General features: G+C 72.0%; 27 protein-coding genes. 9 read left to right on the forward strand and 18 right to left on the reverse strand.

The features are described from left to right. Positions 1-91: 91 nt before the first annotated feature. Positions 92-1870: a hypothetical protein gene (locus ADY59_RS14520; protein WP_049562399.1), complete on the forward strand. Its 1779-nt coding sequence runs from the start codon at positions 92-94 to the stop codon at positions 1868-1870. 9 nt (positions 1871-1879) lie between these two features. Here the strand turns inward: ADY59_RS14520 and ADY59_RS14525 are convergent, their stop codons facing one another. From ADY59_RS14525 to ADY59_RS14590, 14 genes are all read right to left on the reverse strand, one after another. Further along, on the reverse strand, positions 1880-2752 hold the full coding sequence (locus ADY59_RS14525) for a TetR/AcrR family transcriptional regulator C-terminal domain-containing protein (protein WP_049562400.1): 873 nt from the start codon (positions 2750-2752) through the stop codon (positions 1880-1882). A 12-nt stretch (positions 2753-2764) separates the two neighbouring features. Beyond that, positions 2765-4027 (reverse strand): carotenoid oxygenase family protein, encoded by a 1263-nt coding sequence (locus ADY59_RS14530; RefSeq protein ID WP_049562402.1) that lies wholly within the window; start codon positions 4025-4027, stop codon positions 2765-2767. Between the two features lie 74 nt (positions 4028-4101). After that, positions 4102-5133 (reverse strand): tRNA (adenosine(37)-N6)-threonylcarbamoyltransferase complex transferase subunit TsaD, encoded by a 1032-nt coding sequence (gene tsaD, locus ADY59_RS14535; protein ID WP_049562403.1) that lies wholly within the window; start codon positions 5131-5133, stop codon positions 4102-4104. After that, the gene (gene rimI / locus ADY59_RS14540; RefSeq protein WP_442937700.1) at positions 5126-5572 is read right to left on the reverse strand and encodes a ribosomal protein S18-alanine N-acetyltransferase; all 447 of its coding nucleotides are present in this window, start codon (positions 5570-5572) and stop codon (positions 5126-5128) included. Before rimI ends, tsaD begins: the two co-directional genes overlap by 8 nt. Next, complete coding sequence (tsaB, locus tag ADY59_RS14545) at positions 5569-6207, reverse strand: tRNA (adenosine(37)-N6)-threonylcarbamoyltransferase complex dimerization subunit type 1 TsaB (protein ID WP_049562405.1); 639 nt, start codon at positions 6205-6207, stop codon at positions 5569-5571. Before tsaB ends, rimI begins: the two co-directional genes overlap by 4 nt. 31 nt (positions 6208-6238) lie before the next feature. Continuing rightward, positions 6239-7168, reverse strand: a complete 930-nt coding sequence (locus tag ADY59_RS14550; RefSeq protein WP_049562407.1) for a phosphotransferase — start codon at positions 7166-7168, stop codon at positions 6239-6241. Between the two features lie 34 nt (positions 7169-7202). Next, positions 7203-7739, reverse strand: coding sequence for a class F sortase (locus ADY59_RS14555; RefSeq protein WP_049562408.1), 537 nt, complete (start codon positions 7737-7739; stop codon positions 7203-7205). A gap of 2 nt (positions 7740-7741) precedes the next feature. Next, positions 7742-8458 (reverse strand): hypothetical protein, encoded by a 717-nt coding sequence (locus ADY59_RS14560; protein ID WP_049562409.1) that lies wholly within the window; start codon positions 8456-8458, stop codon positions 7742-7744. A 165-nt stretch (positions 8459-8623) separates the two neighbouring features. After that, the gene (gene tsaE / locus ADY59_RS14565; protein WP_063780660.1) at positions 8624-9085 is read right to left on the reverse strand and encodes a tRNA (adenosine(37)-N6)-threonylcarbamoyltransferase complex ATPase subunit type 1 TsaE; all 462 of its coding nucleotides are present in this window, start codon (positions 9083-9085) and stop codon (positions 8624-8626) included. Continuing rightward, the gene (locus ADY59_RS14570; protein WP_049562411.1) at positions 9082-10131 is read right to left on the reverse strand and encodes an alpha/beta fold hydrolase; all 1050 of its coding nucleotides are present in this window, start codon (positions 10129-10131) and stop codon (positions 9082-9084) included. Before ADY59_RS14570 ends, tsaE begins: the two co-directional genes overlap by 4 nt. A 5-nt stretch (positions 10132-10136) precedes the next feature. Then, positions 10137-11270, reverse strand: coding sequence for an alanine racemase (gene alr, locus ADY59_RS14575; protein WP_049562412.1), 1134 nt, complete (start codon positions 11268-11270; stop codon positions 10137-10139). Between the two features lie 4 nt (positions 11271-11274). Continuing rightward, on the reverse strand, positions 11275-12741 hold the full coding sequence (locus ADY59_RS14580; protein WP_049562447.1) for an NAD(P)H-hydrate dehydratase: 1467 nt from the start codon (positions 12739-12741) through the stop codon (positions 11275-11277). Between the two features lie 4 nt (positions 12742-12745). Then, positions 12746-13096, reverse strand: a complete 351-nt coding sequence (locus ADY59_RS14585) for a holo-ACP synthase (RefSeq protein WP_049562414.1) — start codon at positions 13094-13096, stop codon at positions 12746-12748. A 13-nt stretch (positions 13097-13109) separates the two neighbouring features. Next, on the reverse strand, positions 13110-14516 hold the full coding sequence (locus ADY59_RS14590; RefSeq protein ID WP_049562416.1) for a PhoX family protein: 1407 nt from the start codon (positions 14514-14516) through the stop codon (positions 13110-13112). Between the two features lie 113 nt (positions 14517-14629). On the opposite strand from ADY59_RS14590, the gene coaA reads away from it, so the two are divergent. Continuing rightward, entirely contained in the window at positions 14630-15547 is a 918-nt protein-coding gene (gene coaA / locus ADY59_RS14595) for a type I pantothenate kinase (protein ID WP_049562417.1), read from the forward strand. On the opposite strand, the gene ADY59_RS53365 is transcribed toward coaA, so the two are convergent. Further along, positions 15519-15653, reverse strand: coding sequence for a hypothetical protein (locus ADY59_RS53365; protein ID WP_269433599.1), 135 nt, complete (start codon positions 15651-15653; stop codon positions 15519-15521). The genes coaA and ADY59_RS53365 overlap by 29 nt on opposite strands. A gap of 44 nt (positions 15654-15697) precedes the next feature. Between ADY59_RS53365 and ADY59_RS14600 the strand changes: the two genes are divergently transcribed. From ADY59_RS14600 to ADY59_RS14620, 5 genes are read left to right on the forward strand one after another with little or no spacing between them, the layout of a single operon-like run. Further along, entirely contained in the window at positions 15698-16672 is a 975-nt protein-coding gene (locus ADY59_RS14600; protein ID WP_231618716.1) for a DUF389 domain-containing protein, read from the forward strand. 10 nt (positions 16673-16682) lie between these two features. Beyond that, positions 16683-17591, forward strand: a complete 909-nt coding sequence (locus tag ADY59_RS14605; RefSeq protein ID WP_049562419.1) for an ABC transporter ATP-binding protein — start codon at positions 16683-16685, stop codon at positions 17589-17591. After that, on the forward strand, positions 17584-18438 hold the full coding sequence (locus ADY59_RS14610; protein WP_049562421.1) for a hypothetical protein: 855 nt from the start codon (positions 17584-17586) through the stop codon (positions 18436-18438). The genes ADY59_RS14605 and ADY59_RS14610 overlap by 8 nt, the downstream gene beginning before the upstream one ends. Beyond that, positions 18435-19349, forward strand: a complete 915-nt coding sequence (locus ADY59_RS14615) for an ABC transporter ATP-binding protein (RefSeq protein ID WP_049562422.1) — start codon at positions 18435-18437, stop codon at positions 19347-19349. The genes ADY59_RS14610 and ADY59_RS14615 overlap by 4 nt, the downstream gene beginning before the upstream one ends. Next, positions 19349-20065 (forward strand): ABC transporter permease subunit, encoded by a 717-nt coding sequence (locus tag ADY59_RS14620; protein ID WP_197093636.1) that lies wholly within the window; start codon positions 19349-19351, stop codon positions 20063-20065. The genes ADY59_RS14615 and ADY59_RS14620 overlap by 1 nt, the downstream gene beginning before the upstream one ends. 41 nt (positions 20066-20106) lie before the next feature. Here the strand turns inward: ADY59_RS14620 and glmM are convergent, their stop codons facing one another. From glmM to rplM, 3 genes are read right to left on the reverse strand one after another with little or no spacing between them, the layout of a single operon-like run. Next, positions 20107-21474 (reverse strand): phosphoglucosamine mutase, encoded by a 1368-nt coding sequence (gene glmM / locus ADY59_RS14625; protein ID WP_049562425.1) that lies wholly within the window; start codon positions 21472-21474, stop codon positions 20107-20109. A gap of 1 nt (position 21475) precedes the next feature. Beyond that, on the reverse strand, positions 21476-22000 hold the full coding sequence (gene rpsI, locus ADY59_RS14630; protein ID WP_049562426.1) for a 30S ribosomal protein S9: 525 nt from the start codon (positions 21998-22000) through the stop codon (positions 21476-21478). Between the two features lie 28 nt (positions 22001-22028). Continuing rightward, entirely contained in the window at positions 22029-22472 is a 444-nt protein-coding gene (gene rplM / locus ADY59_RS14635; protein WP_049562428.1) for a 50S ribosomal protein L13, read from the reverse strand. 310 nt (positions 22473-22782) lie between these two features. On the opposite strand from rplM, the gene ADY59_RS47530 reads away from it, so the two are divergent. Beyond that, entirely contained in the window at positions 22783-23532 is a 750-nt protein-coding gene (locus tag ADY59_RS47530; protein ID WP_082310102.1) for a CAP domain-containing protein, read from the forward strand. 23 nt (positions 23533-23555) lie between these two features. Next, a complete protein-coding gene (locus ADY59_RS14645; protein ID WP_049562430.1) occupies positions 23556-24488 on the forward strand; it encodes a hypothetical protein in 933 nt (310 codons plus the stop codon). The last annotated feature ends 811 nt before the right edge of the window (positions 24489-25299 follow it).

The raw sequence follows: 25299 nt of genomic DNA on the forward strand, positions 1-25299 counted from the left end.
TTGCGGTGAGCCGCGTTCTCCTTCTTACATCTGCACATCGGACCCATACCACCGCCACGCGGCAGACCGTCGACAGCGAAGGAGCCTTTCGGTGGACCACTCCAACCACACCACCACCCTTCTGCAGGCAGGCGGCCAGACCGCCATCTCCGACAGGATGCGGGAGCTGCTGGCGCGTGCCGCCCAGGATCATGTTTACGAGCAGCGCACGCAGGGAGCCGTCCTGGATGAGATCCGGCAGCGGCTGGAGGGCATGGAGTGGCTCCTGCGCGAGGTGCGCGAACGCGAGCTCGGCGGGCTGAGCGGCACTCTTGAGACCGTCTCTGGGCGACTCGACGACATCGCGGCCAAGCCGCCCATGTGGGCCGAAGGGCTGGCCCAGCACGTCGAGGCCGTGCGCGACCACGTCGACGCCGTCGGCGAGCAGGTGGGCGGCGTCGACACCCGGGTGGAGTCGGTCAGCCAGCGGGTGCACCCCGTCGCGGAGCTGCCGAAGCTGCGCGCCGACCTCGGCGCCGTGTCCGCGAACGTCGAGGAGGCGCTCAGCCGGCTGCAGTCGGTGCTGGAGGTCACCGACGGGGTGACCCAGCGGATGGGCGAGTTCACCACCAAGCTGGCGCAGGTCAGCGCGGGCATGGAGGTCGCCGCCGGGCGCTTCAGCCGCATCGACAAGTCGCTGGCCGAGCTTCACTCGCGCACCGACCGGGTCGAGGGCGTGATGCTGGACCTGTCCGACAGCCTCGACGAGCGCCTGGCCCTCACCACGCAGCAGTCGTCCGCCTCGGCCGAGCAGGTCAACGCCAAGGTCGACGCCCTGGAGGAGCGCCTGCTGGGCCGCGTCGACGACGCCGAGCAGCGTCTCGGCGGCCGCTTCGACGGCGTCGACAGCCGCGTCGACCGGGTCGACGGCCGGCTCGTCGCGATCGACTCGCGCCTGGAGAGCGTCGACGTCCGTTTCGAGAGCGCCGACGAGACGCTGGCCGGCGTCGACGGCCGCCTGCAGAGCCTCGACGGCCGGGCCGCCGCCGTCGACTCGCGCCTCGACGGCTTCGGCACCCGCCTGGCCGCCGTGGACGGCCGCCTCACCTCGATGAACGCCGCGCTCACCGGCCACGACGCCCGCTTCGACGCCCTCGCGGAGACCCTCGACGGCCACGACGAGCACTTCACCACCCTGGGCGACCGCCTCGGCCGCCACGACGGGCACTTCGCCACCCTGACCGAGCGCCTCAGCGGGCAGGACGAGCGCTTCGACGCGCTCGCCCAGCGGCTGGGCGGCCACGACGGCTACTTCGACGCCCTGGCCGAACGGCTCGGCGGGCACGAGGAGCACTTCGACTCGCTGGCCGAACGGCTCGGCGGGCACGAGGAGCGGTTCGACGCCCTGGCCGAGCGGCTCGGCGGGCACGACGGGCGCTTCGACCGGCTCGACGGCCGGCTCGGCGGCCAGGAGCAGCGCTTCGACGCGCTCGACGAGCGGCTGGCCGAGGCGGAGGAGCACCTGGTCACCCGGGTCGACGGCCTCGACGCCCACCTCAGCGGCCTCACCACCCGCTCCGAGCAGGCCAGCGAGGCCCTGGAGTCCGTCGGCGAGCACATCGGCAAGCTCCCGGCCGCGCTGGCCATCGACGAGCGCATCGGCGAGCTGCTCGACTCCCACCGCGACGAGCACGTCAAGCGGCTGGCCGAGGCGGCGGCGTCGCTCACGGAGATCGTCCGCTCCCGCCCCGACCGCGACGCGCTCGCCGAGACGGTCTCGGGCATCGTCGAGCCCGCCACGGCCGACCTCAACAAGCGCCTGGGCGCCCTTGAGGAGACCATGCTGGCCCTGGCCGAAGCCCTGCTGCGCCCGACCCGTACGAAGGACTGACGGGGCCGCTCAGCGCCGCGGCGTGATGACGGTCGACAGCCCGTCCAGCAGCCGTTCGAGGCCGAACGTGAACATCGCGTCCAGGTCGAGCGCCACCCTCGGGTCCGTCACCTGCGTGATGAGCGGCCCCTCGACGCTCACGCGCAGGGACATCCACTGTTTGCTGGTCATCCCGGTGTCGCGCTCGGCGTCGGTCTCGCTCTCGATGTTGACCGCGGTGCCGCGCACGTAGTTGACCAGGGTGGCGTAGACGAGCAGCCGCGTGTCCGGGGAGAGGCCGAGGCCGTCGAGCGCGCGCAGCGACCACTGGGCGTAGGCGACCATGCCGGGCAGCACGATCGGCCGGGTGACCGACACGACCCGGGGCAGCCAGGGATGGCGCTGGTAGGCCGCCCACTGCAGCCGGGCGGCCACCCGCAGATGGGATCGCCAGCCCGGCGGCGGCGCGGGATAGTCGATCTCGGCGAAGGCGGCGTCGGCCATCAGCCGGGCGAGCTCGGCCTTGGACTCGACGTGGCGGTAGAGCGACATCGTCGCCACGCCGAGCCGGGAGCCCACGGTCCGCATCGACAGCGCGGCCAGCCCTTCGTCGTCGGCGATCTCGATGGCGGCGCGCACGATCCGGTCACGTTCGAGCGTCTCGGCGGAGCGGCGGGGCGCGGCGGGGGCGGCGACCACGGAGCCCACCCTCGGCGCGGACTCGATGACGCCCGCCTGCCGCAGCGCGGTCAGCGCCTTGGTGGCGGTCGCCATCGCCACTCCCCACTCCCGGGTGATCGCCCTGGTCGTGGGGACCGGATCACCGGGCCGCAGCTCGCCTTCGGCGATGCGCCGCTCGATCTCGGCGACGATCCGCAGGTAGGGCGGACGGGGGTCGGTCACCGGTCAACTCTGTCACACGCGGTCGGGCAGCCAGCTGCCGTGCAGCCCGAGCGGCACCCGTACCGGAAGGTGGATCCTGGCGACGGGAGCGCCGGTGAAGTCCTGCGCCGAGAGGATCACCAGGTCGCTCGCGCCGCGTTCCGGGTCGGACACGTAGGCCAGCAGGTAGCCGTCGTCCTCGCCCGTCCCGGTGGCGGCGAAGACGGCCTCGCCCACGGACTCGTCGCGGCCGAACCCGTGCACCTCGGTGGTCCCGCGATCCAGGTCGTGCTTGACCAGGGCGTTGCTGAAGGCGTCGTCGGGGGGCGTGCCGTCGCCCGTGAACGGCATGCCGTACAGATCCGTGACGGCCGAGTAGCCGTAGCGGTGCCGGCGGGAGGTGCGGGCCTCGTTCAGGCGCGGGAAGTCCTGCGGCCGGTCGTCGAGACGCCGCTGGACCACCTTGTCCGCCTCGATCGTCCACCGGTCCAGGACGGGACGGATGCCGCCGGGGTCGGCCGGGTCGAACGGCCCGTCGGCGGTGATCAGGTCGACCACGATCGAGCCGCCGTCCTCGTAGGCGTTGAGCGTGTGGCTGACGTGCACCGGGTCGATCTCCAGCCAGCGCACCTCACCCCCGGCGCGCGGCATGACGCCCACGCGGGTGGGATGCCCGGGCAGCCAGCGGCACTCGAACCCGTCGAACCCGAGCGGCGTGTCCCACAGCACGACGTGGTTCTCGGTGAGCGCGAAGTCGTGCATGAACGGGGTCCGCGTCAGCGGGATCGCCGTACTCCGCACGACGGTGGCGTCGGGCTCGGTCACGATGTACTGCACGAAGCTCTGCCCCACGTGGTACGACAGCGAGTGCAGCGCGCCGGTGAGCGGGTCGTGCTTGGAGTGGGCACCGGCCGTGAAGCCCTCCGGGGTGCCGCCCAGCGCGCAGACGCCCACCGTGTTGAGCTCCTCGTCCAGCTCGGCCGGCGGCAGCCCGCCCTCCGCCAGGGCGAAGGTGCGGGTGGCGTGCTCGATCACGTGCACCATCGGCGCGGCGCCCGGAGTCCTGACCCAGCGGTTGCGATACCACTCGGCCCTGCCGTCGCGCAGGCGCACGCCGTGCACCATGCCCTGGCCCATGCCCCAGATGTGCACGACGGGGTCCTCGATGTTCAGCGCGTTCGGCCCGTTGCGCAAGTAGCGGCCGTTGAGCTCGGTGGGTACGCGCCCGGTGACCGGCAGGTCGTAGGCGGTGACTTCCTCGGTGGCGGGGGCGAACGGGCCCTCTGTGTACTTCATGCTGACAACGTACGCAGAACCGCTGGAAAGGCCCCCTCACCAGGTGAAATTACCCCGAGTTGCACTAGTGCAGGTCACACGTGGACCGTGGTGACCGGCATCGAGGAGTCGGCCGGGATCTCCAGCGTGGACGGCGTCACCCCGGCCGCCACCAGGTCGGAGCCGAGCGCGGCGACCATGGCGCCGTTGTCGGTGCACAGGCCGGGCCGGGGCACCCGCAGCCGGACGCCGGCCGCGTCGCACCGCTCCTGGGCCAGCGCGCGCAGCCGCGAGTTGGCCGCCACCCCGCCGCCGATGAGCAGGTCGTGCACCTCGTACTTCTTGCACGCCTGCAGCGCCTTGCGGGTGAGCACGTCGACGACGGCCTCCTGGAAGGAGGCGGCCACGTCGGGCACGTGGATGCGCCGGCCGGACGCCTCGCGGGCCTCCACCCAGCGGGCGACGGCGGTCTTGAGGCCGGAGAAGGAGAAGTCGAGCGTGCCGTCGTCCATCTTGCCGCGCGGGAAGGCGACGGCGGTGCCGGAGCCCTCGCGGGCGGCCCTGTCGATGTACGGCCCGCCGGGGAACGGCAGCCCGAGCACCCGCGCCACCTTGTCGAACGCCTCCCCGGCGGCGTCGTCGACGGTGGAGCCGAGCGAGATCACGTCCGCGGCCACGTCGGGCACCAGCAGCAGCGAGGAGTGACCGCCGGAGACCAGCATCGCGATGCACGGCTTGGGCAGCGGCCCGTGCTCCAGCTGGTCGACGGCGACGTGCGCGGCCAGGTGGTTGACCCCGTAGAGAGGCACCCCCAGGCCGAGCGCGTAGGACTTGGCCGCGGCGACGCCGACCAGCAGCGCCCCGGCGAGCCCCGGCCCGGCGGTGACGGCGATCGCGTCGATGTCGGAGAACTTCAGCCCGGCCTCGGCCAGCGCCGCCTCGACCGTCGGCGTCATGGCCTCCAGGTGGGCCCGCGAGGCCACCTCCGGCACCACGCCGCCGTAGCGGGCGTGCTCGTCCATGCTGGAGGCGATGGTGTTGGCCAGCAGCGTGTGACCTCTGACGATGCCGATGCCGGTCTCGTCGCAGGACGTCTCGATGCCCAGGACCAGGGGTGCGTCAGCCATCCAGCTTCCTTCTCATCATGATCGCGTCGGTGCCGTCGTCGTAGTAGCGGCGGCGGGTGCCGATCTCCTCGAACCCGAAGTGCGTGTAGACCCCGCGCGCCACCGGGTTGTCCTCGCGCACCTCCAGGAAGATCTCCCTGGCCCCCCTGCGGCCGGCCTCCTGCAGCAGCGCGGAGAGCATGGCGCCGCCGATGCCGGTGCCCCGGTGGGTGCCGAGCACCGCGATGGTCTGCACGTCGGCCTGGTCGGCCGCGACGGCGAGCCCCGCGTAGGCGACGATCTCCTCGCCCACCAGCGCCACCACGTAGTGCCGGGTGCGCGGCTGGTCGGCCAGCTCGCCGCGCATCATGCCCTCGCTCCACGCGTCGTGCGGGAACGTGGCCCGCTCGATCGCCATGACCGCCGGCAGGTCGGCCTCGGTCATCTGCCGCAGCTTCACGCCGTCACCCGCTTGGGCGCCCCGGGCACCACGGCGTCGGGACGGCGCAGGTAGATCGGGCGCGCCGGGTCGAGCGGCGTGCCCGCCGCGAGGCGCTCGGCCGCGAGCGCGGCCAGGAATCCGGCGTACGGGTAGGCGGGCGCGACGGCGGGCCCCAGGATGTCACGGTAGAGCTCGGCCCCGGCCACCGGCAGCCCTTCGACCGGCACGTCGGCGGGACGGTCGACGAACGGGCCGTCGATCCTGGTGCGCCGGTCGGCGTAGCGGGCCCAGAAGACCTCCTTGCGCCGCGCGTCGGTGGCGACCAGGAACGGCTCGTCCAGCCCCGAGCCGTAGGCGACGGCGTCGAGCGTGCAGATGCCGTGGGCGGGCACGCCGAGCGTGGTCGCCAGGCCCTGCGCGGTCATCAGGCCGACGCGCAGACCGGTGTAGGGGCCGGGGCCGCTGCCCGCGACCACGGCCGTGACGTCGCGCAGCGCGACGCCGGCCTCGGCGAGGACGCGCTCGACGGTGGGCACGAGCAGCTCGCCGTGACGGCGGGCGTCGATCGTGGTGGATTCGGCGAGCACCCGCTGCCCGTCGTGGAGGGCAGCGGTGACGGCGGGCGTCGCGGTGTCAAAGGCCAGGACCAGCACGACTGATTAGCCTACCGGCAGGCCGGCGCCATCAGGCCCAGCCCGTGCGTTCCCGGAGCCATTCGAGCGCCACCACGCCCTGGGCCCGCTGGAACGCCCGGAGCGTGGGCAGCCCCGGCGGCGCCGGCTGCCTGGCCTGCCGGACGAAGTAGCCGGCGAGGGCGACGACGCCCTTGGTGATGTCGGGGTCGGGGTCGGGCAGCAGCTCGTGCGGCGGCGGCCCGCCCTGCATGCCGACCGACGGCAGCAGGGCCATCCGGTCGAACCAGGTGGCGCCCCGGCACGCCCACGGCCAGTCGACGACGTGGACGCGGTCGCCGGAGATGAGCATGTTGTCGGCCCGCAGGTCACAGTGGACGAGCGTGTCGCCCATGGCCGCCCGGCCCCAGCCGGACTCCAGCTCGGCCAGCGCGCCCAGGTGGCGCAGCGCCCACCGGTCGAGGCCGGTGGTGTCCTCGCCGAGCAGCGTGCGCCAGCCCTGGAAGGACTCCCCCATGAGCTCCTCGATCGTCGGCACGTCGATCGGCGACGGGGTGAGCGCCGCGGACATCCGGTCGACGGCGGCGAGCACCAGGTCGAGCTCGTCGCGCTGCCACGGCATGGCCGGGTGGCGGCCGTCGACGTCCTCGAACGCCATCACCACCCACCCGTCGAGCTCGAACGTGTCGAGCAGCCGGGGCGCCGGCACCGAGGCGGGCAGCGCGGCGGCGACCCGGGCCTCGGCCCGGTAGATGCGCACCGCGTCGGCGTTCGGCTCGGGGCCGACGGCCTTGACGAAGGCCCGGCGGCCGTTGGCGGCGCGCAGCCGCACGGCCGCGGCCGGGGAGAAGCCGCCCTCCTGGGTGACCGCCTCGGCGACGGGGGCGCCGAGCAGCTTCTCGATCGCCTTCCGGACGCCCGGGTGCACCTGGTGCCAGGGCACCCGGGAACCGGACGCGGGCGGATTGGTGTCCACGCTCATGTCTTCCATGGTCACAGAGGGGCGCAACCGCTTTTCAGGCCTCGGTGGCGTACACGATGATGTTGTCCACGTACTCGCCCTTGGCGTAGTCGAACTTGCCGCCGCAGGTGACGAGCTTGAGCCCGTCGTCGACGTAGACCTTGCGCAGCGGGAAGTCGTCCTTGTGCACCTGCTCGATCGCGGTGACCTTGTACTCGACGACCTTGCCGTCGCTGCGCCGGACCTTGACGGCCTCGCCCTTGCGCACCTGGCGGAGCTTGTAGAAGACGGCGGGCGCGGTCTTGGTGTCGACGTGGCCGACGATGACGGAGGCGCCCTCATCGCCCGGCACGGCGCTGCCGGTGTACCAGCCGGCGATCTTGGGCTTCTCGTACGGGGGCAGCTCGACCTCGCCGTCCTTGAGCCCCAGCTTCATCAGCGGCGCCTCGACCTCGATCGACGGGATGTCGATGCTCTCCGGCACGACGCCGGCGGCGGCCTGCTCGGGAGTGGACTGCATGTTCTTGCCGAAGGCGACCAGCAGCAGACCCGTCACGGCGCCCGCGAGCACCACCCGTCCGGAACGTGCCATGCCTAGGACCGGCGGCGCTTGACCGCGACACCGATCCCGGCCGCGAACGCGACGCCGAGCGCCAGGCCCACGGGCACGAGCGGGATCGACGAGCCCTCGTCGACGTCCTTGCCGAAGGTGCCGCCGCCGCCCGCCCTGGGCGCCTTGGTGGGCACGTCGTCGGGCAGCGGCTCGGGCGCGGTGACCCGCAGCGTGGCCCGGCCGACGTGGTTGGTGCCGTCGCACTTGACGTCGACCCGGTAGGAGCCGCGGCGCACGGTGCCGGAGACCTGCGCCTGCCCGCGCACCCACGCGCCGCCGGCCCGGGTGCCCGTCGGCGCCGGCGAGGAGGTCGCGCCGCCGGCCGGATTGAGCGTGACGCCGCTGACGAACGCCCGGGACGTCGCGGTGCCGCTGTGGGCGGGGCCGCCGGTCGGCTCGGGACAGTTGGCCAGCACCCAGACGGTGGAGGTCTCACCGCCGGTGACGCGGTCGGGGTTGAGCTGGACCAGGATGGACGGCCGGGTCGCGGCCGGGCTCGCGGTGGGGTTGCCGGTGGGGTTGCCGGTGGGATTGGTCGTGGGGCTGCCGGTGGCGGTCGGGGCCGCCGTGGGGCTCCCGGTGGGTGTGGCCGTCGGTGTCGCCGATCCCGACGGCGGTGTTTGCGCCTCCGCTGAGCATCCGGCGAGGCCGATCATGAGGATGGCTCCCGCGTACGCGACCTGGCTGACCCTGAGCACCGCCGCACCCCACTCCGCCGTCTTTCACCAAGCATCCACCGAAATCGCGGATGCCGCCCCTCCTGATACCCAGAATTTCTGGGCCAACCCTTACCAATGATCATGTTTCATGTCATCGGCGTGATACGTCAAGGGTGACAGGATCACCGGGGCATGGCGGTGGTTTTACTCTTGTGCCCCTTCAGACGGCGTGTCGCCCGCCCAGCGGGCGCCGATGCCGCGCAGCGTCACCAGCCGCGCCTCGTCACCGGCCTCGCGGTCGATGTGGATCTCCAGGCGGTCTTCCGACAGCCCCTCGACGAGGCCCTCGCCCCACTCGACGACGGTCACCGAGTCTTCCAGCGAGGCGTCGAGGTCGAGGTCGTCCACCTCCAGGTCGCCGCCGAGCCGGTAGGCGTCGACGTGCACCAGCGGCGGCCCGCCGGCCAGCGACGGGTGCACCCGGGCGATGACGAACGTGGGCGAGGTGATCGGCCCGCGCACCTTCAGCCCCTCGCCGATGCCCTGCACGAGCGTGGTCTTGCCGGCGCCGAGCGGACCCGACAGGACCACCAGGTCGCCGGGCCGCAGCCGGGCGGCCAGCCGGGCGCCGTAGGCACGCATCTCCTCGGCGGTCGGGAGCCTCACAGCACCACCCTCTTGATCAGGTCGCGCAGCGCGTCGTTGACCACGCCGGGCCGCTCCAGCTGAAGCAGGTGGGAGGTGTCGGGCACCTCGGTGAGCTGGGCCTTGGGCAGCGCTTCGGCCATCGCCCTGCTGTGCTCGGGCGGGGTCAGCCAGTCTTTGTCACCCACCATGATCGCGGTCGGCACGGGGTCGAGCACGTGCAGCGCGGACAGCTTGTCGTGGTCCATCAGCGCCGGGTAGAAGTCGGCGACCACCTCGGTCGGCGTGGCCCTGATCATGGACTCGGCGAAGTCGACCACGGTCGGGCTGACGTTGCGGGAGTCGCCGAAGCCCATGTAGCGGGTCATCAGGAAGGCGATGTCGCTGCCCGCGTGGCGGGTGCGGTCGATCAGCGAGCCGCGGCGGCCCAGCATCGACACGGTCGTGGGGGCCAGCTTGTGCACGACCTTGGAGGCCAGCGCGGGCAGCCCAAGAGTCAGCTCGGCCAGCTTGCCCGCCGAGGTGGACAGCAGCGCCACGCCGCGCACCTTGTCGCCGAACAGCTCGGGGCGGCTGTCGGCCAGCGCCATGATCGTCATGCCGCCCATGGAGTGGCCGACGAGCACGCAGGGACCGGGCACGTACTGCTCGATGACCTCGGCCAGGTCTTCGCCGAGCCGGTCGATCGTGCTGTCGTCGGCGGCGCCGCGCTGCGAGCGGCCGTGCGAGCGCTGGTCCCACAGCACCATGCGGTGCTGCTCGCGCAGCTCTCTGCGCTGGTAGTGCCAGGACTCCAGGTTGAGGCAGTAGCCGTGGCAGAAGACGAGGGTGAGCGGCGCGTCGTCGGGGCCGTCGAGCTCGAGGTGCAGCGCCTTGCCGTCGGAGGTGATCAGCGTGCGCTCGCGGCCGCGCAGCTCGCCGAACGGCTCGCTGGCCTCGGTGTCGGGGCGCAACCGGATGCGGCCGACCGCGTAGCGCTTGGCCATGGCGGCCGCGGCGATCCCCGCGGAGGCGGCGCCGACGAGCGCGCCCGCGATCCCGACCCTGCGCCGTGTTGTCGTCGTCATGTCCCTCAGCCTTCGTACACCCTCGGCACCCGCGCGCCGATCCTCGTCACGATCTCATGCGTGATCGTGCCGAGGGTATCGGCCCACTCCTGAGCGGTCGGCTCACCCTGCCCGCCCGGCCCGAACAGGATGACCTCGTCGCCCGCCGCCAGCGGGTCGTCACCCATGTCGATCATGAACTGGTCCATGCAGACCCGGCCGGCCACCAGCCTGCGGCGGCCTCCCGCCAACACCTCGGCCCGCCCCGTCGCGTGCCTGAGGATGCCGTCGGCGTACCCGAGCGGCACCAGGCCAAGCGTCGTCTCCCGATCCGTGATGTAAAGGTGTCCATAGGACACTCCGGAGTCTTCCGGGACCCGTTTGGCCAGTGCGATCCGGGCCACCAGCGTCATCGCCGGCGTGAGCCCGAAGTCGCCCAGCTCCGGGATCGGGCTCAGCCCGTAGAGGGCGATGCCGGGCCTGACCAGGTCGTAGTGGGCCCGCGGCAGGGTCAGGATGGCGGCGGAGTTGGCCAGGTGCCTGATGACGTGCGAGCCGCCGGCCCCCGCCTGCTCCGCCAGCTTCAGCGCCGTGTCGAACAGGTCGAGCTGCGATTCGACCGAGGCGTGCCCCGGGATGTCGGAGCAGGCGAAGTGCGACCACAGCCCGGTGATCTCGACCACGCCCTCGGCCTGCAGCGCCACCGCGTCGGCCAGCAGGTCGGGCCAGGCGGCGAGCGGGGCGCCGCCGCGGCTCATGCCGGTGTCGGCCTCCAGGTGGACCCGGGCGGTGACGCCGGTGCGACGGGCGGCGGCGGCGATCTCGCCGAGCAGCCCCCGGTCGGCGGCCGACAGCTCGACGTCGGCCCGCAGCGCCTCCTCCAGCGGCTCGCCCGGGGTGAGGAGCCAGGCCAGCACGGGGGCGGTGATCCCGCCCTCGCGCAGCGCGAGCGCCTCCCTGACGAACGCGGTGCCGAGCCGGCTCGCGCCGCCGTCGAGCACGGCCCGCGAGGCGGGCACCAGGCCGTGCCCGTAGGCGTCGGCCTTGACGGCCCCCATGAGCTCCGCGCCGGAGGCGCGGGCCTTGAGCAGGGCCACGTTGTGCCTGATCGCGGCGAGGTCGACGCGCGCCTGCGCGGGGGTCGCCGTCCGGGAGTCCATAGTTCTAGTTTGGCAGCTCGCTCCGATGGTCGAGCGCGATTTCCCTGATGGCAGACGGCACCGCGGCCACCACGTCGGCGGCGGCCAGAGGCGCCCCGTCTGCCGCCCCGCGCCCGGCGAGCCCGTGCAGGTACGCGCCGCACGATCCGGCGTCGTGACAGCTCAGGCCCTGGGCCAGCAGCGCCCCGGCGATGCCGGACAGCACGTCGCCGGTGCCCCCGGTGGCGAGCCACGGGGTCCCCGTCGTGTTGACGCGGGCCGGGACGCCCTCGCCGGCCACCACCGTGGTGGAACCCTTGAGGAGCACCGTCACGCCCAGCTCGGCGGCGGCGCGGCGGGCGTGCGCCAGCCGGTCGGCCTCGATCTCGTCCCGTCCCGCCCCGGTCAGCCGCGCCAGCTCGCCGGCGTGCGGGGTGATGAGCACGGGCGCGCCGCGGCGCAGCAGCCCGGGCTCCTTGGCCACCAGGTTCAGCCCGTCGGCGTCGACCAGGACCGGCACGTCCGAGGCGAGCACCCGGCCGACCAGCTCGCGGGCCCGGTCACCGGTGCCGAGCCCCGGCCCGAGCACCCACGCCTGCACCCGCCCGACACCGGCGATCGACGGCTCGGCCAGCTCGGTGATGACCGCCTCCGGCCAGCGCGCCCGCACCTGCGCGGCAGGCCCGGGAGGACCGGCGTAACGCACCATGCCCGCCCCGGCCCGCAGCGCCCCGCCGACGGCGAGCACGGCCGCGCCGGTGTAGAGGTCGCTGCCTGCCGCGACGCCGACCACGCCCCTGCGGTACTTGTCGGACTCCGCGCCCGGCCTGGGCAGCAGCCGGCGCACGTCGTCACGGGTCAGGGCGGTCGCGTCCGGTGGCGGCAGGTGGGGGGCCAGCCCGATGTCGACCAGTTCGACCCGTCCGGCGTGCTCGGCCCCGGGGTCGACGAGCAGCCCCGTCTTGTACGCGCCCATGGTCACGGTCAGGTGCGCCCGCACGGCGGCGCCCTCCACCCTGCCGGTGCTCGCCTCCACCCCGCTGGGCACGTCGACGGCCACAACGAGCCCGGGCCCCGCGTTCGCCCGCTTGGCCAGGGCCGCGTACGGCTCGCGCAGCGCGCCCGTGGCGCCGATGCCGACCAGCCCGTCGACGACCAGGTCCGCGCGGTCCAGCGCGGCTGCCTCGCCGATCCGCCCGCCGGCCTCGCGGAACGCCGCCAGCCCCGCCTGATGGGTGCGCGATCCGGCCGGCACCGCCTCGACCGCGGCCCCGCGCCTGGCCAGCCGGGCCCCGGCGTACAGGGCGTCGCCGCCGTTGTCGCCGCTGCCCACGAGCAGCACGACGCGGCTGCCGTACACGCTGCCGAGGAGGCCCGCGCACGCGGTGGCGAGCCCGGCGGCGGCGCGCTGCATGAGCGTGCCGCCGGGCAGGCGCGCCATGAGCGCCTGCTCGGCGGCCCTGATCTGGTCGGCGGTGTAGGAGGTGAGCATCACGTCACCCTTCGGCGATCACGTAGGCGAGGGCGACGCCGCCGTCGTGGCTCAGGGAGACGTGCCAGCGCTTCACGCCGAGCCCGTAGGCGGCCTCGGCGACCTTGCCGCTGACGTGCAGCTCCGGTTTGCCGAGTGCGTCGCAGCGCACCTCGGCCTCCAGGTGGGCGAGCCCCGGTGGCGCGCCCAGCGCCTTGGCCACGGCCTCCTTGGCCGCGAACCTGGCCGCCAGCGAGTGGACGGGGAGCGGCCGCTCGACCTCGGTGAACAGCCGTTCGCGCAGCGCGGGGGTGCGCTTCAGCGTGGCCTCGAACCGCGCGATGTCGACGACGTCCACCCCGATGCCCAGGATCATGGTCCCAGGCTATCTAGAAGTCACCGCGCTGCCATGGACCCCAGATGGCGAACGAGCGGCCCTGCCTGGACTGCACGTTGACGTACAGCGTGTGGCCGCCGGGGCCGAAGGTGGAGCCGGCGAACTCCGCGCCCGCGTCGCCCGGCACCGGGACCAGGCGGCAGAAGTCGAAGATCTTTCCGGCCCTGGTGAGCCCGCGCAGGAAGTTGTCGCCGTCGCCGTCCTCGCACAGCACCAGCGTGCCGCGCCTGCTGACGGTCACGTTGTCCGGCAGGTCGAGGGCGGCCGCGCGGGGCGACTGGTAGACGAGCCTGAGCCGGCCGCTCCACGTCTCGTACGCCCACACCTGGCCCCGGCCCCCGCCGAAGCCGTCCGGCGGCGTCTCCCCCGGCGCGGGGTCGCCGCCCTGCGTGGAGACGAAGTAGACGGTGCCCTGGTGGCAGACGGCGCCTTCGAGCCTGGAGAAGATCGCCGCGCCCGCGGCCCGCCCCTGCCTGCCGACCGCCTGCACGGCCTCGTCGTTGGACGGCCTGCCGGTGAAATCGGGGTCGGGGTCGTCGATGTCCACCCATTCGGCGGCGAAGGACGCGCCGGGCTCCTGCCCGGTGGACAGGTCCGCGCGCGGCCTGCCGGCGACGGCGAGCATCTGCAGCTTGCCGCCGTCGAGCAGCCGCCCCTCCCGCATCGGATGCCGCGGTGGTACGTAGCGGTAGAAGCCGGACGGGAAGCCGAAGTTGTCCTCGGTCAGGTAGAGCGTGCCGGTGGCCGGGTCGAAGGCCGCCGACTCGTGCGCGAACCGCCCGGCGGCCCTGATCGGCCTGGCCCGGGAGACGCCCTTGGCCGGCACCTCGAAGAGATAGCCGTGCTTCTCGGTCAGCTTGGTGTTGTCGCCGCCGGAGAAGTCGTCGCCCACGTCGGGCCCGTTGACGGTCTCCTCGCAGCTCACCCAGGCGCCCCAGGGCATCGGGCCGCCGGAGCAGTTCATCATCGTGCCGGTCAGCGACGGCCTGCTCGCGGCCACCTCACCGTAGCGGCTGACCCGCAGGGTCGCGGTGCCGCCGCCGGCCATCGGGTCGTAGGCCAGGCGCTCGTCGCCGAACGCGCCGACGGGGCCGTTGACCTCGTGGTTGCGTACGAGGATCGCGCTGCCGCGCGGCCCGGGGAACGCGGCCATCCCGTCGTGCCTGCCGGGCACCGGGCTGCCGTCGGAGAACTTCTCCCCGGCCGCGTTGAACGAGCGGTAGCGGAACCCCTCGGGCAGATGCAGCCGCACCTCGCCGTCGCGCAGGTCCTTGACCGGGACCAGCCGCCCGTATCCGGGCGCGGGGGTGGCGCCGCCGCGCCGTCCCGCGCAGGCGACACCCGCGAACGGCCCGGCGGCCAGCGCGGCCGTCTGAGTCAGGAAGTTGCGTCGGTCCATGCGAAAACCTCCCTCGCTCCCCGAACTGAGTATCGGTAATCCCCCGATTTTGTCCACAGGCTGTGGATACCCCGGCCGGAACCGCATTCTGACACCATCGCTACGCTGCCAGAGTGAACAACGGTTACGTTGAACTGAGCAGGGAGCAGTGGAGCGAGCTCCGCAAGAACACGCCCTTGACTCTCACGGCGGACGAGCTCGAAGAGCTGCGAGGCGTCGACGACCCCATCGACCTCGCCGAGGTCACCGACATCTACCTACCGCTGACGCGGCTGCTGAACCTGCACTTCACCGGTTCGCAGCAGCGCAGCAGCGTGCTGAACGCCTTCCTCGGGCGGCCGGGCGGGCGCATGCCGTACATCCTGGGCATCGCGGGCAGCGTCGCCGTCGGCAAGTCGACGACGGCGCGACTGCTGCACACGCTGCTGGCCCGCTGGCCCGAGCACCCGCACGTGGAGCTGCTCACCACCGACAGCTTCCTCTACCCCAACGCGGTGCTGGAGTCGAAGGGCATCATGCACCGCAAGGGTTTCCCGGAAAGCTACGACCGCAGGGCGCTGGTGCGGTTCGTGGCCGAGGTGAAGGCGGGCGCGGCCGAGGCGCGGGCCCCGGTCTACAGCCACCTGGAGTACGACATCGTCCCCGGCGCCAGCCAGATCGTGAAAAATCCCGATATTTTGATCATCGAGGGCCTCAACGTCCTCCAGCCCGCCCCGCCCACCTCACTGGCGGTCAACGACTACTTCGACTTCTCCATCTACGTCGACGCCAAGGTGGAGGACATCCGCACCTGGTACGTCGACCGCTTCCACAAGCTGCGCCGCACCGCGTTCGAGGACCCCAAGTCCTACTTCCGGCACATCGCCGAACTGTCCTACGAAGAGGCGACGGACTTCGCGGTCAACGTCTGGCGCGACATCAACGAACGCAACCTCGTCGAGAACATCGCGCCCACCCGCGGCCGCGCCGATCTCGTCCTGCACAAGGGCGCCGAACACTCCGTCAGGCGGGTACGGCTTCGCCGGACCTGAACATCTCGTCGAACAGATAGCTCGCGAACCTGCCCGAACAGCCCAGGTCGTCGATGTCCGCGAACCAGCAGTCCTCGCCGTGGTCATGACAGGTGAACGTGCGCATGAAGTCAGCCTGACGGATCACGCTCAATAGAAGGTCAACGTCCGATGGACGACAATGGCCGGGTGCTCCATCTGCGTCTGATCAGCCCGGCCGACCGCACCGGCGAGGTGCTGGCGGTGCTCGACGACTGCCGCGGCGTCACCAACGTCGCGGTCCTGCGCGGCGCGGCCCACCGGCCGCCCGGCGACCTGGTGCTGTGCGATCTGGCGCGCGAGTCGGCCAACGAGGTGATCGGCCGCCTCGAATGGCTCAAGGAAGAGGGCTCGATCGCGGCCGAACAGCTCGACATGGCCCTGTCCAGAGCCGCCGAGGAAGCCGTCGAGGAGGCGCCGGGCGACCCCGACGACGCGGTGGTCTGGGAGGACCTGGCGCAGAAGGTGCACGCCGACTCCCGCGTCACCTGGGCCTACCTGGCCTTCCTGGGGATCGCCACACAGCTCGCCGGCATCGCCGTGCTGCAGGACTCGGTCATCCTCATCGTCGGCGCGATGGTGCTCGGCCCGGAGTTCGGCGCGGTCGCCGCGATCTGCTTCGGGCTGCTGGGCGGCCGCGCGCACCTGATCGCCGGCGCGTTCCGGACCCTGGTCGTCGGCTTCACGTTCGCGATCGGGCTGACGTTCGTCTGCGCGCTGGTGTCGTACGGGCTGGACTGGATCAGCCCCGAGAGCCTGCGGACGAACGACGAGGTCGGCTTCATCGTCACGCCGGACCGCTGGTCGTTCATCGTGGCCGTGCTGGCCGGGGCCGCCGGAGTGCTGTCGATCACGGCCGGCAAGTCGTCGGCGCTGATCGGCGTGTTCATCTCGGTCACCACCGTGCCCGCCGCCGGCTACATGGCGGTGGCGCTGGCGCTCGGCGAGTGGCGCGCGGTCGCCGGGTCGGTCTCGCAGCTCGCGCTGAACGTGCTCGGGATGCTCGTCGCGGGCACCGCGACCCTGTGGGTGCAGCGGAAATTCTGGCCTCAGGTAGGACGCCGTTCATCCGCACGGACGAGGCCCCGCGAACACCTGGCCGGGTAGTGTCCCGGGCATGCACATCCTCGCCACCGAGGGGCTGACCAAACGCTTCCCCACCGTCACGGCGCTCGACCAGCTCACGGTCACCGTCGGAACCGGCGTCACCGGCCTCGTCGGCGCGAACGGCGCGGGCAAGTCGACACTGATCAAGATCCTGCTCGGCCTGCTGCCCGCCTCCTCGGGCACCGCCAAGGTGCTCGACCTCGACGTGGCCACCCGGGGCGCCGACATCCGCCGGCTCGTCGGCTACATGCCCGAGCACGAGTGCCTGCCGCCCGACGTCTCCGCCACCGAGTTCGTGGTGCACCTGGCGCGGATGTCCGGGCTGCCGCGCACGGCCGCCCGCGAGCGCGCCGCCGACGTGCTGCGCCACGTGGGCCTGGCCGAGGAGCGCTACCGCTCGATCGGCGGCTACTCCACCGGCATGAAGCAGCGGGTCAAGCTGGCCCAGGCACTCGTGCACGACCCCAAGCTGATCTTCCTGGACGAGCCGACCAACGGCCTCGACCCGCGCGGCCGCGACGAGATGCTCGCGCTGATCAGGCGCATCGGCACCGAGTTCGGCATCAGCGTGCTCGTCACCTCGCACCTGCTGGGTGAGCTGGAGCGGATCTGCGACCACGTGATCGTCATCGACGCCGGGCGGTTGCTGCGCTCCTCGGCGATCACCGAGTTCACCCAGGCCACCCGGACCGTCACGGTCGAGGTCGACGAGGGCACCGAGCCGCTGGCCGCGCGCCTGACCGAGCTCGGCCAGAAGGTCAGCCCGCACGGCCGCCTGCTGCTGGTCGAGGTGTCCGGCCCCGGCACCTACGACGCGATCCGCGACGCCGCCGTCGACCTCGACCTGTGCCTCATCCGGCTGGAGCAGGGCCGCCACCGCATCGAGGACGTCTTCCGGGAGGAGACGGCCCATGTCTGAGATCTACGACATCGGCTATCGCCACTACGACGGCCCCCGCCTCGGCGGCGGCCACGCCACGCGCGCGCTGGCCGTGCACAGCCTGCGCGCGATCTTCGGCCTCGGCCGCACCGCGCGCAGCAAGATCATGCCGTTCGCGCTGGCGACCATCATGCTGGTGCCCGCCGTCGTGTCGATCGCCGCGATGGCGCTGATCCAGCAGCGGGCCATGACCTACAGCGGCTACGCCGTCATCATGCAGGCCATCGTGGCGATCTTCCTGGCCTCGCAGGCGCCCACCGTCGTCGCCCCCGACCTGCGCTTCCGGGTGCTGCCGCTCTACCTGTCGCGCCCGATCACGGTCACCTCGTACGTCGCGGCCAAGGTCGCGGCCATGACCGCGGCCCTGTTCCTGCTGCTCGCGGTGCCGCTGGTGCTCATGTACGCGGGCGAGCTGCTCATCGACCTCGACGGGCCGCCGCAGACCAAGGAGTTCCTCGGCGCCCTGTCCATGTCGCTGGTCCTGGCGGTGCTGCTGGCCACGTTCGGCCTGGCGCTCGCCTCGCTGACGCCCCGGCGCGGTCTCGGCGTCGCCTCGGTCATCGCCGTCTACCTGCTGTCCACCGCGTCGGTGCCGATCATCTACAGCGCGCTGGAGATGTCCGGCTACCACTCCGCCGCTTCGTGGGCCTGGCTGATGAACCCGTTCTGGCTGGTCGACGCCGTGCAGGTGTGGCTGTTCGACACCCCCTCCCACGCCGAGGGCGCCTATCCCGGCGGCCCGCTCCCCGCCGTCATCGTGGTGGCGCTCATCGGCGTCGCCGTGGCGGTCCTGGCCGCCCGCTACCGGAAGGCGGCCTCGCGATGAAGATCGAGCTCGCGCAGGTGTCGCGCTGGTACGGCAACGTCGTGGCCGTCAACGACGTCACGATGACGATCGGGCCGGGGGTCACCGGGCTGCTCGGGCCCAACGGCGCCGGCAAGTCGACGCTCCTGCACCTGATGGCCGGCTTCCTGGCGCCCTCCGGCGGCACGGTCACGCTGGACGGCCAGAACGTCTGGAAGAACCACCACATCTACCGGAATATCGGCTTAGTGCCGGAGCGGGAGGGCGTCTACGGCTTCCTGACCGGCTGGCAGTTCGTCCTGTCGGCCGCCAAGCTGCACGGCCTGCCCGACCCCGCCGAAGCCGCCCGCAAGGCCCTGGCCACCGTCGAGATGGAGACGCCCAAGGACCGCCGCGTCGAGACCTACTCCAAGGGCATGCGCCAGCGCGTCAAGGTCGCCGCCGCGCTCGTCCACGACCCCGACGTGCTCCTGCTGGACGAGCCCTTCAACGGCATGGACCCGCGCCAGCGCATGCACCTGATGGACCTGATCCGCGCGATGGGCACGGCCGGCAAGACGATCCTGTTCAGCTCGCACATCCTCGAAGAGGTCGAACGGGTCGCCCAGCAGATCGAGGTCGTGGTCGCCGGCAGGCACGCCGCCTCCGGCAACTTCCGCGAGATCCGCCGCCTGATGACCGACAGGCCGCACCTGTTCAAGATCCGCTCCAGCGACGACCGCAAGCTGGCCGCGGCCCTCATCCTCGACGACTCGGCCGGCGGCGTCACGCTCGGCCCCGACGGGCTCGAGGTCCAGGCCACGGAGTTCCGGCGGTTCGCCCGCCTGCTCCCCCGCGTGGCCCGCGCCGAAGGCGTCCACCTGCACGAGGTGTCACCCGCCGACGAGGACCTGGAGAGCGTCTTCTCCTACCTGATCACCAGGAGCACCTGATGAACACCGTGGTCGCAGGCATCACCTACCGGGCCCTGCTCGGCAGGCGGCGCATCGTCCTGCTGCTCCTCCTGCCGCTCGCCCTCATCGGCCTGGCCGTGCTGCTCCGCATCGTCGGCAGCGCCGACCAGCGCACGGCCGTGCTCCTGATGGAGAAATTCGCCATCGGCACCATGCTGCCGCTGCTCGGCCTCATCGCGGGCACCGGCGTCATCGCCCCCGAGATCGACGACGGCACCGTCATCCACCTGCTGTCCAAGCCGATCTCCCGCCCGGCCATCACACGGACGAAGTTCCTGGTGGCGGCCTCGCTGCTGGCGCTGTTCGCCGCGGTCCCCACCTACGTCGCCGCCTGGCTCCTGGTCGGCAACGAGGACGGCCTCGCCCCCGGCTTCGCGCTCGGCGCCCTGGTGGGCGGCATCGCCTACGCCGCCGTCTTCCTGCTGCTGGGCGTCGTCACCCGCCACGCGGTCACGATCGGCATCATCTACGCCCTGGTCTGGGAGAGCGTCGTCGGCGGCTTCGTCCCCGGCGCGCAGAAGTTCTCGATCCAATACTGGGCCCAGACGGTCGCCGACCAGATCTCCGACTCGCCGTTCCTCACCACGCAGGTCACGTTCGGCTTCGCGGCCCCGGCCCTGGTCGTCGTCACCGTCGGCGCCGTCCTGTGGGCGGGCCACCGCCTGCGCGGCTTCTCACTCACCGGCGACGAGTGACCGCTCTCCGGGTACGGGATCCCCCGTACCCGGAGAGAACGTCAGGCGCAGGCCACGCGGACCACGTCGGCGAGGCGTTCGGCGACCTTGGTCGCCTGCTCCTCCGAGGCTGCCTCGACCATCACGCGGATCATCGGCTCGGTGCCGCTGGGCCGGATCAGCACCCGGCCCGTCTCGCCCAGCTCCGACTCCGCCTCGGCGACCGCGGAGGTGAGCTCGCCGGCCGTAGCCTTGCCCCGGTCGACGTCCTTGACGTTGATCAGGATCTGCGGCATGGCCGTCATGACGGACGCCAGGTCGCGCAGCGTGCTCCCGGACCGGGCCACCACCGAGAGCAGGTGGAGCGAGGTGAGCAGGCCGTCGCCCGTGGTGGCGTGGTCGAGCATGATGACGTGCCCCGACTGCTCGCCGCCCAGGTTGTAGCCCTCGCCCTTCATGCGCTCCAGCACGTAACGGTCGCCCACGGCGGTTTCCACCACCGTGATGCCCGCCTCGCGCATGGCCAGCTTGAAGCCCAGGTTGGACATGACGGTCGCGACCACCGTGTCCTTGGCCAAGGTGCCCGCGGCGTGCATGTCGGCGGCGAGGACGGCCATGATCTGGTCACCGTCGACGATCGCGCCGGTGTGGTCGACCGCCAGGCAGCGGTCGGCGTCGCCGTCGTAGGCGATGCCGAGGTCGGCGCCGCGCGAGACCACCACCTGCTGGAGCTTGTCCAGATGGGTGGAGCCGTAGCCGTTGTTGATGTTGAGGCCGTCGGGCCTGGCGCCGATCGCCTCGACCCTGGCACCCGCCCGCAGCAGCGCCTCGGGCGCGACCATGTGGGCCGCGCCGTGAGCGCAGTCGACCACGATGTCGAGCCCGTCGAGCCGCCCGGCCACCGTGTCCAGGACGTGCGTGATGTAGCGGTCGGCCTCACCGTAGGCGTCGCGCACCCGGCCGACGGCCGAGCCGACGGGACGGCTCCAGTCTTCGCCGAGGCGCCGCTCGATCTCGTCCTCGACCGCGTCGGACAGCTTGAAGCCGCCCCGGGCCAGGAACTTGATGCCGTTGTCGGGCGCTGCGTTGTGCGACGCCGACAGCATGACGCCGAGATCGGCGCCGAGCGCGGCGGTGAGGTGGGCGACGGCCGGGGTGGGCAGCACGCCGAGGCGCAGCACATCCACTCCGGACGACGCGAGGCCGGCGACCACTGCGGCCTCGAGAAACTCTCCCGAGGCACGCGGGTCCCGGCCTACGACCGCCACCGGCCGCTGTTTGCGGCCTGAGCCGCTGGAGCCGGTGGCGGTGAACACGCCTGCATCGCCGAGGACGTGAGCCGCCGCGACCGAAAGGTCCATGGCGAGCTCGGCCGTGAGGTCGCGTCCCGCGACCCCACGCACCCCGTCGGTGCCGAACAGCCGCGCCAATTTAGCGCTTGCTGTACTGCGGAGCCTTGCGGGCCTTCTTGAGGCCGTACTTCTTCCGCTCCGTGGCGCGGGCGTCACGGGTGAGGAAGCCGGCCTTCTTCAGCGGCGGGCGGTTGACCTCGACGTCCAGGATCGCCAGGGCGCGGGACAGACCCATGCGCAGCGCGCCGGCCTGACCGGTCACGCCGCCGCCGTCGATGCGCGCGATGACGTCGAACGCCTCCTCGGCTCCGAGCACCACGAAGGGCTCGTTGACGATCTGCTGGTGGACCTTGTTCGGGAAGTAGACGTCCAGCGAACGACCGTTGATCGTCCACTTGCCGGTGCCGGGGACGATGCGCACGCGGGCGATCGCCTCCTTACGGCGACCGGTGCCGTACGAGTTGCCCGTGGTGACGGGCTTGCGCACGGGGGCGTCAGCGCTGGCGGTGGATTCGGTGGTGTACTCGGACGGGAACTCCTCGCCGGAGAAGTCCTCCACCTCGGCCGTCTCGACGGCCGTCTCGACACCGGTGGGCTCAGCCACGGTTCTCCTCTAACTCTTTCGCGAACTACTACTGGGCGATCTGGGTGATCTCGAACGGCACCGGCTGCTGGGCCTGGTGCGGGTGCTCGGAACCCGCGTAGACCTTCAGCTTCTTGGCCATCTTCCGGCCGAGGGAGTTCTTCGGCAGCATGCCCTTCACGGCCTTCTCCACGGCCTTGTCCGGGCGCTTGTCCATGAGCTCGCCATAGCTGACGGAACGCAGACCGCCCGGGTAACCCGAGTGGCGGTAGGCCTTCTTCTGCTCACGCTTGTTGCCGCTGAGCGCGATCTTGTCCGCGTTGATGACGATGACGAAGTCACCGGTGTCGACGTGGTTGGCGAAGATCGGCTTGTGCTTGCCGCGGAGCAGGATCGCGACGTGGCTGGCCAGCCGGCCCAGCACGACATCGGTCGCGTCGATGACGTACCACTGACGCTGGACGTCGGCGGGCTTCGGTGAGTACGTGCGCACGGTCGTAGCCTTCTTTATGCTCGCGTCTTCGGCGCGCTGCCGGATGCGACAGCGCTGGGATCGGTCGGTGCGGGCACACGACGGCCCGGACCTTCCGTCTCCGCACAGATGGGAGATGACGCCGGACGCGCCGCGCATCGGTCACGCTGGACCTATGCACACAACGAACGATTAGGTTACCCGCCCGAACGGGGGCAGGTCAAAAGACCGGTAACCCTTGCCGAGTCTACCTGATCACAGAACGGTTCTATTTCAGTTCCCTGGGATCCCTTCTTCACCAGGACGAGACATCCCTATCGTTGGTGGCGGTATGTGGCAGAGTTCTCACACCCGGCACACCCAGCGGAGCGCACGGCGCCGGAACCACCTGGGTCTGCTGGCCTGCCTCATGGCCGCGCTGTTCACCGGCGTGCTCCTCGGCCGCATGTCGGGCGACCCGGTGCCGACCGGCCACATCTACCTCAACGAGGCCACCCCGGCCCCCACCCCCAAGGCCGCCGCGCCGGTGCGGAAGAAGGCCGCCCTGCCCATGGCCGAGGCGGTGCCGCGGCAGACGACCACGGCCACGCCGCGCACCCGGACCAGGGCCAGGCCCACCACCAGCCCCACCGACCAGGTCCCCGGCTACACCGCCGACGAGCCGGTCCAGGTGCTGCGTGACAGCGACCCGGTCCAGAGCGTGCCGGGGATGGCCTCCGAGGTCGTGCGCCTCACCAACACCGCCAGGGCCAGGCAGGGCTGCGGCCCGCTGCGCACCGACGCCAGGCTGACCAGGGCCGCCCGGACACACTCGCTGGAGATGGCCCGCTCCGGCCAGTTCACGCACGAGTCGCCCGACGGCTCCTCCCCCTGGGACCGCATGGAGCGCGCCGGCTACCCCGCCGGCGCCGCCGAGAACATCGGCCGCGGCTACACCTCCGCCGAGGAGGCCGTGCGCGGCTGGCTCGACAGCCCCGACCACCGCCGCAACATCCTCAGTTGCGACTTCAAGGCCATCGGCGTCGGCGTGGCGTCGAGCGCCGAGGGCATCTGGTGGACTCAGGACTTCGGACGCTCATGACCTTGGCACGGTAATGTCTCCGCATGGGTTTTCCCGACGAACGTGAAACCGGCACGGACCGCACCCCCCGCCGTTCCCGGAGGGACCGCAAGGCCGACGCCGACACCGGTTCCTTCGCCGGCGCCTTCACACCGGCCGGCGCACCCACGGCGGACCCCGGCACCGACGCGCCCCCGGCCGCACCCGAGACCGACCACCCTGAGGGCCGGCGCTCCAGGAAGACCTGGAGCCCCTACGACGAGGAGAGCCGATCGCGCGGCCCGCTCTGGGCGGCGATCGCCGGCGTCGTGGTGCTGGGCCTGCTCGGCGGCGGGCTCGCCATCATGTTCAACGCCGACGACCCCGCCGCGACCTCCGCCGACGCGGGCCGCCGCACCTCCGCCCCGCTCCCGTCGGCCCCTCCCGGCGAGTTCGGCTATGCCGCCAGCCGCAGTACGGACCCCGACCCGCTCACGGTCAAGGAGCTGTTCAGGGCCAAGAAGTTCACCGTCTCCGGCCGCGCCTACGAGATGACGGTCACCAGCAAGGACAAGAAGTGCGCCGACGGCGTGCTCGGCGACAAGATGGCCAAGGCCCTCAAGAGCGGCAAGTGCACCCAGATGATGCGGGCCAGCTTCCGCGACAAGTCCGGCAAGGTGATCGGCACCGTCGGCGTCGCCAACCTCAACACCTCCAAGAGCGCCGCCAAGGTGGCCAAGGCCGGCGGCACCGCCGACTACGTCAAGCCGCTGGCGGGCAAGGACGAGATCACCAAGTTCCTCGGCTCCGGCAGCGGCGGCGCCAAGATCTGGGCGCACGGGCACTACGCGGTGCTGGTGTGGTTCCAGAGCAAGGACGGGGTCAAGCCCGACAAGAAGTCATCGAAGCGCCTCTTCCAGGCAGCCGAGGACATCACCAAGGAAACGGTCTTTCAGGCCCTCGACAGGCGGGCGTTGACCGGGATGCGCGCGACCTGATATCGCCCATCGATCTAGTTAAGCCCGCAAACAGGACGATCGATCCGACCGGGAACGCTCATACCTAGGGAACGATCTAGCGACTCTCGCTAGGCTCCCCTTATGCGTGGCCAGGGACCCGGGTCTGAGCACGAGCGTGGCGAAGCCGACTCCGCGACCGCACCATCGACGCCACCGCCGAGCTTCGGCCATCAGCCACCCTCGGGCGATTCGCCGTACGGCACGCCGGGCGGCCATCGCGCCGACCCCTACGCCTCCTCGGGCGAGCACCCGGCGACGCCGTACGTCCCGCCCGGCGAGGCCCGGCCCCCGTCGGCCTACCCGGAGTCGTCTGCGGCCTACCCGGAGCCGTCCGTGGAGGAGGCGGAAGGGTGGCTGTCGGTCGAGGGCGAGCCCCACGCCCGCGAAGGGTGGCCGTCCCCCGAGGACGACGCGCCTCCCCCCGAGGCCTGGCTCTCCGTCGCCGACACCCCGCCGACCACGCCGTCGACGCCCTCTGTGCCGTCAGCGCCCCCCGCACCGCCGCTGCCCTCAACGCCTTCGGCGCATTCCGTGCCCTCAACGCCTTCGGCGTCCTCTGGGCCTTCGGAGCCCTCCATGCCGGTGGAGGGTGACACCCGCCCCGCCATGGCCTGGCCACCCGCCGGTCTTCCTCCGCACGCCGCCAACCCCTGGACGGCGCCCCAGCGGGGTCGGTGGTGGCCAGGTTCTTGCTGAAGGTCCTGGCGAACCTGCCCATGTCGGCGGCCCCCCGGAAGCCCAGCCGGTGACGGCGGACGAGGGCGGCGAACTCCACGTCGATCGCGTGCTG

Source organism: Nonomuraea sp. SBT364 (assembly GCF_001083785.1).
Taxonomy (GTDB): domain Bacteria; phylum Actinomycetota; class Actinomycetes; order Streptosporangiales; family Streptosporangiaceae; genus Nonomuraea.